Source organism: uncultured Campylobacter sp., assembly GCF_937997405.1.
Classification (GTDB): domain Bacteria; phylum Campylobacterota; class Campylobacteria; order Campylobacterales; family Campylobacteraceae; genus Campylobacter_B.
On record NZ_CALKTL010000015.1, the window covers coordinates 1 to 7,581 of the forward strand.

Consider the following 7,581-nt stretch of genomic DNA (forward strand, 5'->3'; position numbering starts at 1 on the left):
ATTTAAACGAGCTTTTAGCGCTTGCCGAAGACGCTGCGAAAAAGGCAAACGCCGCGATAATGCAAAACTACGATAAATTCGACATTTTCATCAAAGCGGACAGATCGCCGCTTACGAATGCCGATCTTGCGGCAAATGATGCGATAATACGCACTTTGGAGCCTAGCGGTATCGCGATCTGCTCGGAAGAGCGCGTGCTGGATAGCAAACGGCGCATGAGCGAGGAGAGATTTTGGCTCATAGATCCGCTGGACGGCACGAAGGAGTTCATCGCGCGCAACGGCGAGTTTTGCGTCTGCATCGCGCTGATCGAGCATGGGCGCCCGATTTTAGCGGTAATCGGCGTGCCCGTAATCGGCGACATATATAGCTCAAATGGCGGCGGAGTCTATAAAAACGGCGTGCTGCTCGCTCGCCCAAATAGCGCGCCGCAAATTTTCATGCAAGGGCACCATAGCAGATCTGCAAAATACGTGCAATTCGCGCAAAAATTTAAAATGCAGCTAGTGCGTAAAGGCTCTGCGATAAAATTTTGCATCTTAGCCGAGGGGGGTGCGAGCGCGTATGCGAGATTTAGCGATTGCTCGCTCTGGGACATCGCCGCGGGAGATTTTTTGCTGCATCAAAATGGCGGAGCGGTAGTAGATCTAAAGACGATGAAGGCGCCGCTTTACAACGGGAAAAGCTTGATAAATAACCATTATTTAGCGGTTGGCGCGAATGCAATGAAAAATTTATCCAAAATGTTAGAATTTGCAAAGAATTTTTAAGTTAAATTTATAGTAAACGCTCTATAATATAAGTCCAAAATTTTTTATCAAAGGATAAAAACATGAAGGGTTTTACTATGATCGAATTAATTTTCGTGATCGTGATTTTAGGTGTTTTGGCGGCAGTTGCCATCCCAAAACTAGCAGCTACGCGCGATGATGCGGAGGTGGTGAGGACGGCGCAGAATATATCTACGTCGCTAACGGATGTTATGGGTTATTATATCGCAAAAGGTGAGTATAATAGCAACTTTTCAAGTATGACAAATGTAACTAATCCTATTAAAATTAGGCAAAATGTCTGTGCTACTTACGAGTACAACAGCAATACTCAAATGACATTAAAAAAGAGCTATGGTGGGTTGTGCGAAGCAGTATGGAAAGTATCGAGCCTAAAAACTATAAATAGTATTTATAGCTCAGATGCGTTACTAATCGTCCAATAATTCTTATCGGGTGCGAGCTAACATCGCACCCTTTTATTTATAAATCTAAGCAAAATTCCAATCGTCCAAATAATTGCGAAAAATATAAAGATAAAACTCCAAAATTGCGCTAGATCCACGCTTTTGCTTGTCGGAAACAGATACCAACCTCCGCTATAAAGTGCCGTTAGTTTGGCTTGCAGTCCGTCTAGCATTGCATCAGCCGGCACCGCCGGTACGTCGAATGCGCAGCTGTTAAATGGCTTAAAAATTGGCACTATGCTTAAATCGAAATTTAAAAACCTCACCGCTCCACCGCAGCCGCTCATTCCACCCATATCTCCGCTCCCTCGCAGTACCGTGTGAATTTTAGCTAAATTTAATGACGATACGAAGCCCAGCGCCGCGCCGTAAAACCACACCGCATATCCGCAGATAGCAATGTAAACGCTCTTGCCGCAAACTGCTAAAATCGCCGCTCCTAGCGCTATGGCGCAAAGTGCGAATCTCACGTGAATGCTAAAGCTTTCCGGATAGATAAAAAGGAATTTTTGCAAAAAAAAATATGAAAACGCTAGCCAAAAAAGCGCCCAAATAGCGCAAAAGGCGAGAAATCTTTTAGAGTATCTGTTTTGAAATTTTAAAATCATAAAAATCCTTTCTGCGCATAATTTTATAATAAATTGCAGATATTTTTGCTAAAATCCCAGCTTTTATAGCAAAAATTTAAAGCAAAGGGTAAAATTTTGAGGAATTTTTTACGCAAATTAGAAAGAGCTTTTGATGTGTTCGCAAACATCTTAGGCGTATTAAGTATCGTATTTTTGGCGCTTTTAGTTATAGTCGTTTTTTACAATGTTGTGGCGCGTTATCTTTTTCCTGCCGCAAATTCCGTCGCTATGCAAGAACTTACGTGGTGGCTATATTCGGCGATGTTTTTATTCGGCGTGACCTATGCGCTCAAAGAAAACGCCCATGTTCGCGTGGACATTTTTTACGAAAAATTTAGCCCCACTGCAAAAGCGCTCATAAATATCTTAGGCACGATATTTTTCATTTTGCCTTTCGTGGCGCTCGTGGCGTTTTTTTCGATCGATTATGTGAGCGAGGCTTATACGAGCCATGAGGCCAGTGCTAATCCCGGCGGTATGCAGCATCTTTGGATCATCAAGTCCGCAATCACGCTTAGTTACGCGTTTTTATTTATCTACGCATTTGGATTTTTGATTAAAAATATTAACGCCCTGCTTGATGTTAGGGAAAACAAAGGCTCGGAATTTCTTAGTGGGAATTCTTCGGGCGCACAGAGTGTGTGAGGGTAAAATGAGCTTAAATTTAAAATTCTATAAATTTCACACTTTTTGCGCTTGGGCGGAATTTTACCGAGGCGAGATAAAAGGTGGCGAGCTATGATAGGCATAGTGATGTTTGCAGCAGCACTTTTTATGCTGTTACTGGGTTTTCCCGTTGCGTTTACATTTGGTGCCGTGGCTGTGATTTTCGGCTTTATCTACGGACTTAGTGAGGCGTGGGATTACGCGCAGGGCTTTGAAATTTTAACTGAAGCTTTCGAGGATATGAGCAGGCAGTTTTTCTCACTGATGCCTAATAGAATTTACTCGATTATGGAAAATCAGCTGCTAATTTCGGTGCCGCTTTTTATTTTGATGGGTATGATTTTGCAAAAGACTCGCCTTGCAGAGCGCTTATTAGAGTCGATGGCATTTTTATTCGGCGGCGTACGAGGCGGCGTGGCGATCAGCACCGTTTTGGTAGGCGCATTACTTGCAGCTACGACGGGCATCGTGGGCGCGACTGTCATCGCTATGGGCGTCATCAGTCTACCCGTGATGATGAAATACGGCTATGATAAGCCGCTGGCTACCGGCACCATCGCTGCTGCGGGCACGCTTGGGCAGATTATCCCGCCCTCTATCGTGCTGATTATTTTAGGCGATATACTTTCGGTCTCTGTGGGTGATCTTTTTTCTGCAGCAGTTATTCCTGGGCTCGTGCTAGTGGGTTTTTACGTGATTTATATTGCGATTATTTCATATATTTGCAAAGATTATGCACCGCCTGTTCCGCCGCTAGAGGGACTTAGCAAATCAAAGCAAATTTTTATCGCGCTTAAAAACGTCGTGCCGGTGCTCGTGCTGATTTTGCTCGTCTTGGGATCTATTTTTGCAGGCATCGCTACGCCTACGGAGAGCTCGTCGGTAGGCTGCTTGGGTGCGATAGCGCTAGCTGTTTTATACCGCACGTTTTCGTTTAGGCTGATCTATGACGCGCTAAAAAATACCACTAAAATTTCAGGTATGGTTTTTATGATTTTGATGGGCGCCACGGCATTTTCGATGATTTTTTCTTACACGGGCGGAGATGAGGTCGTAAAAAATTTTATGGAGAATCTGCCCGGCCAAGCATGGGGATTTATCGCGCTTACGATGGTAGTTATCATAGTGCTTGGATTTTTTCTCGATTATGTCGAAATTTCATATATCATTTTGCCAATACTTTTGCCAATAGTAGAGTCTTTGCATATTAATCCCGTGTGGTTTGCGATCTTAATCGCTGTAAATTTACAAACATCGTTTATGACGCCGCCATTTGGATTTTCGATATTTTTCTTAAAGGGCGTGACGCCGCCGCAAATCCACACCACGGACATTTACAAGGGCGTACTGCCTTTTATTTTATTGCAAATTCTAGTGCTATTAACGCTCGCAATCTTTCCGGGGGTTTTTGGTTTAAAAGCTTTTTTAGGCTAGAAATATTAAAATTCACGCTAAATTTAACCTAGGAGCTAAAAATGGCTAAAAAGCTTATCGACGTTATGGATACGACCTTTCGCGACGGATTTCAGTCTGTTTTCGGCGCGCGCGTGGCGATGGAGGACTTCCTGCCTGCCGTTAGCGCAGCCAAAGACGCGGGCATCACGCACTTCGAGTTCGGCGGCGGCGCGCGGTTTCAGAGCCTGTATTTTTACCTAAACGAAGACGCCTTTGAGATGATGGATAAATTTAGAAGCATCGTGGGGCCTGAGGCGAACCTGCAGACCCTTAGCCGCGGCGTAAATACCGTCACGCTCGATACCGGCAGCCGCGAGATCATCGATCTGCACGCCAAGCTTTTTGCCAAACACGGCACGACGACGATTCGAAATTTCGACGCGTTAAACGACGTGGAAAATTTAAAATTTAGCGGCGAGTGCATCTCGCGTCACGGGCTCAAGCACGAGGTCGTGGTTACGATGATGGATCTGCCGCCGGGATGCAGCGGCGCGCACGACGCAGCGTTTTATGAGAGAATTCTGCGTCAAATTTTAGACGCGCAGATTCCGTTCGACAGCGTCTGCTTCAAAGACGCAAGCGGTACCAGCAGCCCGCAGAAGGTCTATGAGACGATCAAGCGCGCGCGTAAAATTTTAGGCGACGGGGTGCATATCCGTCTGCACACGCACGAGACGGCGGGAGTTAGCGTCGCATGTTACCAGGCTGCGCTCGTTGCGGGCGTAGACGGCATCGACCTTGCCGCACATCCCGTAAGCGGTGGCACGAGCCAGCCAGACATCCTTACGCTGCTGCACGCGACGAAGGGGCAAAATTTCGACCTAGGGCTAGACGCAGAGAAAATTTTAAAATACGAAGAGATTTTGGGCGAGTGCTTGAAGGATTACTTCATGCCGCCCGAGGCCACGCAGGTAAGCCCACTCATTCCGTTTAGCCCGATGCCAGGAGGCGCGCTTACGGCAAACACTCAGATGATGCGTGATAATAAAATTTTAGACAAATTCCCAGCCGTCATCAAGGCTATGCGCGAAGTCGTCGAAAAGGGCGGCTTCGGCACGAGCGTGACGCCGGTTAGTCAGTTTTATTTCCAGCAGGCGTTTAACAACGTAATGTTCGGCCCGTGGAAAAAGATCGCCGAGGGCTACGGCAAGATGGTGCTAGGCTATTTCGGCAAAACGCCCGTTAAACCCGATGACGGCGTGATTAAGATGGCGGCGGAGCAGCTGGGCTTAGAGCCTACGACCAAGCACGCCGTAGATATCGCCGACGCCGACGAGAGCAAGAGCGTCGCGTATGCGCAGAAGATTCTACGCGAGCAGGGCATCGAGCCTAGCGAGGAGAACATATTTATCGCGCTTGCGTGCAAAGAAAAGGGCATCGCGTTTTTAAAAGGCGAGGGCAAGGTGATGAGTCGTAAAAAAGAGGACGTAGCGCCCGCTGCAAGCCATCAAAACGGTATTTCTAAAAATGGCAAATTTGACGTTAAGATTAACGGCAAAATTTACAGCGTAGAATTCGCCGGGCAAAACGTGCTCGTAAACGGCGATCGATACGACGTTAGCTTCGATACCTCAGCGCCCGCAAAGCCGCAGCCGCAAGGCTCTGCCCACGAGCAGCCCACTGCTAACGCGCGAAGTGGTACGGACGATAACGATATAAAAGCGACGCTTCCTAGCAACGTATTTAAAATTTTAATAAAGGAAGGCGACGCTGTTAAGGCGGGGCAGAATGTCATCGTTCTTGAAGCGATGAAGATGGAGATAAATATCGAAAGCCCGCGTGATGGCATAATCGATAAAATTTTAGTTGCCCAGGGCGATACGGTCGATGCTGATCAAGTGCTCGCGATTTTAAGATAAGCTCTAAAATTTAGACGGGCGCTTCCGCCTAAATTTCACCGTAGCTATCCTTGGTGCTTAAGCGAGCTCACCTAAATTTTAAGCTATAATAGCGCAATCATTTATCAAAATTTAATTTAAAAAGGACGCAAAATGACAACTCCGAACGATCTGGATAAACTAGGTCTTAAAAATATCAAAAAAATCAATCACAACCTAAGCTACGACGAGCTTTTTGAGCTTGAAAAGACAAGAGGCGAGGGGCGCATATCGAGCAACGGCACTTTTATGGTCGATACGGGCATCTTTACGGGTCGCAGCCCCAAGGACAAGTACTTCGTAAAACAAGACCCGAGCCAAAAATACATCGCCTGGGGCAAGATAAATCAGCCTATCTCAAAAGAGCTTTTCGATAAACTTTTAGCCAAAGCTAAAGCTCAGCTAAGCGGTAAGGAAATCTTTATCCAAGACGCCTATTGCGGCGCCAGCAAATCCAGCCGTAAAAACGTGCGTTTCGTAACCGAGGTCGCGTGGCAGGCGCATTTTGTTAAAAATATGTTCATCCGCCCAAGCGAGAGCGAGCTAGCGGAATTTCATCCTGATTTCGTCGTTTACAACGCGTGCAAATGCAAAAACGAAGATTACGCGAGCGACGGGCTTCACAGCGACGTTTTTGTTATCTTTAACGTCGAGGAAAACGTCGCGGTTATCGGCGGTACGTGGTACGGCGGCGAGATGAAAAAAGGAATTTTTTCTATGATGAACTACTGGCTGCCGCTTGAGGGCAAGCTAAGCATGCACTGCTCCGCAAACGTGGGCAGGGATGGCGACACGGCGCTATTTTTCGGTCTAAGCGGCACGGGCAAAACGACGCTCTCGACCGATCCAAACCGCAAGCTGATCGGCGACGACGAGCACGGCTGGGACGACGAGGGGATATTTAACTTCGAGGGTGGCTGCTACGCGAAGTGCATAAATTTAGACCCTAGCAGCGAGCCTGAAATTTACGCCGCGATCAAACGCGACGCGCTGCTTGAAAACGTGGTCGCGGATGAGGCTGGCGTAGTAGACTACAAAGACGGCAGCAAGACCGAAAACACCCGCGTTAGCTACCCGATCTATCACATCGATAACTACGAGCCAAGCTCTGCGGGCGGTCATCCGAAAAACATAATCTTTCTAACCGCCGACGCATTCGGCGTTTTGCCGCCGGTCGCAAAGCTTACTAAAGAGCAGGCGATGTATTATTTCCTAAGCGGCTATACGGCAAAAGTCGCGGGCACCGAGCGCGGCATCACCGAGCCTGTAGCGACCTTTAGCGCGTGCTTTGGCGAGCCGTTTATGCCGCTGCACCCGACCGTTTATGCTAAGCTTCTGGGCGAAAAGATCGACAAGCACAATGTTAGCGTCTATCTAGTAAACACCGGCTGGAGCGGCGGCGCGTACGGCGTAGGCAAGCGAATGAGCATCAAAGCCACGCGCGCATGCATAAACGCGATCCTGGACGGCAGTATCAAAAAGTGCGAATTTGAAAATTTTGAAAAATTTAACCTCGCTATCCCAAAAGAGCTAGTAGGCGTCGAGACGAAGCTGCTAAATCCTATTAATACGTGGACGCATCCTGCGGAATATAATATAACGCGCGATAAGCTAGCAAAGATGTTTGAAGAGAATTTTAAACGCTACGAGGACGTAAAAGAGGGGGTCCTTTGCGTCGGGGCCCGCGGTTCGGCGACGGGCCCGCCCGGCGTGCCGG

The 7,581-nt window shown here is 47.4% G+C and carries 7 protein-coding genes; 6 read left to right on the top strand and 1 reads right to left on the bottom strand.

Going from position 1 to position 7,581, the window contains the following annotated elements; all coding sequences use genetic code 11:
• The coding region (locus tag Q0372_RS00745) for a 3'(2'),5'-bisphosphate nucleotidase CysQ (protein ID WP_298101425.1) at positions 1-770 on the top strand (770 nt) is incomplete at its 5' end.
• 62 nt (positions 771-832) lie between these two features.
• A complete protein-coding gene (locus tag Q0372_RS00750) occupies positions 833-1,216 on the top strand; it encodes a type II secretion system protein (protein ID WP_298101427.1) in 384 nt (127 codons plus the stop codon).
• Between the two features lie 17 nt (positions 1,217-1,233).
• Here the strand turns inward: Q0372_RS00750 and Q0372_RS00755 are convergent, their stop codons facing one another.
• On the bottom strand, positions 1,234-1,845 hold the full coding sequence (locus Q0372_RS00755; protein WP_298101429.1) for a disulfide bond formation protein B: 612 nt from the start codon (positions 1,843-1,845) through the stop codon (positions 1,234-1,236).
• A 96-nt stretch (positions 1,846-1,941) separates the two neighbouring features.
• Here Q0372_RS00755 and Q0372_RS00760 point away from each other — a divergent pair, with 96 nt between their 5' ends.
• The 4 genes from Q0372_RS00760 to pckA all read left to right on the top strand — a co-directional run.
• The gene (locus Q0372_RS00760; RefSeq protein WP_298101431.1) at positions 1,942-2,511 is read left to right on the top strand and encodes a TRAP transporter small permease subunit; all 570 of its coding nucleotides are present in this window, start codon (positions 1,942-1,944) and stop codon (positions 2,509-2,511) included.
• 93 nt (positions 2,512-2,604) lie between these two features.
• Positions 2,605-3,966, top strand: a complete 1,362-nt coding sequence (locus tag Q0372_RS00765) for a TRAP transporter large permease subunit (protein WP_298101433.1) — start codon at positions 2,605-2,607, stop codon at positions 3,964-3,966.
• A gap of 41 nt (positions 3,967-4,007) precedes the next feature.
• The gene (locus Q0372_RS00770; protein ID WP_298101436.1) at positions 4,008-5,846 is read left to right on the top strand and encodes a biotin/lipoyl-containing protein; all 1,839 of its coding nucleotides are present in this window, start codon (positions 4,008-4,010) and stop codon (positions 5,844-5,846) included.
• A 132-nt stretch (positions 5,847-5,978) separates the two neighbouring features.
• Positions 5,979-7,581 (top strand): phosphoenolpyruvate carboxykinase (ATP) (gene pckA / locus Q0372_RS00775; RefSeq protein ID WP_298101439.1); only part of this gene is annotated, 1,603 nt, incomplete at its 3' end.

Coding starts and splice junctions, on each gene's coding strand:
- Q0372_RS00755 (WP_298101429.1), bottom strand. CDS start 1,845: ATGATTTTAAAATTTCAAAACAGATACTCTAAAAGATTTCTCGCCTTT.
- Q0372_RS00770 (WP_298101436.1), top strand. CDS start 4,008: ATGGCTAAAAAGCTTATCGACGTTATGGATACGACCTTTCGCGACGGA.
- Q0372_RS00765 (WP_298101433.1), top strand. CDS start 2,605: ATGATAGGCATAGTGATGTTTGCAGCAGCACTTTTTATGCTGTTACTG.
- Q0372_RS00750 (WP_298101427.1), top strand. CDS start 833: ATGAAGGGTTTTACTATGATCGAATTAATTTTCGTGATCGTGATTTTA.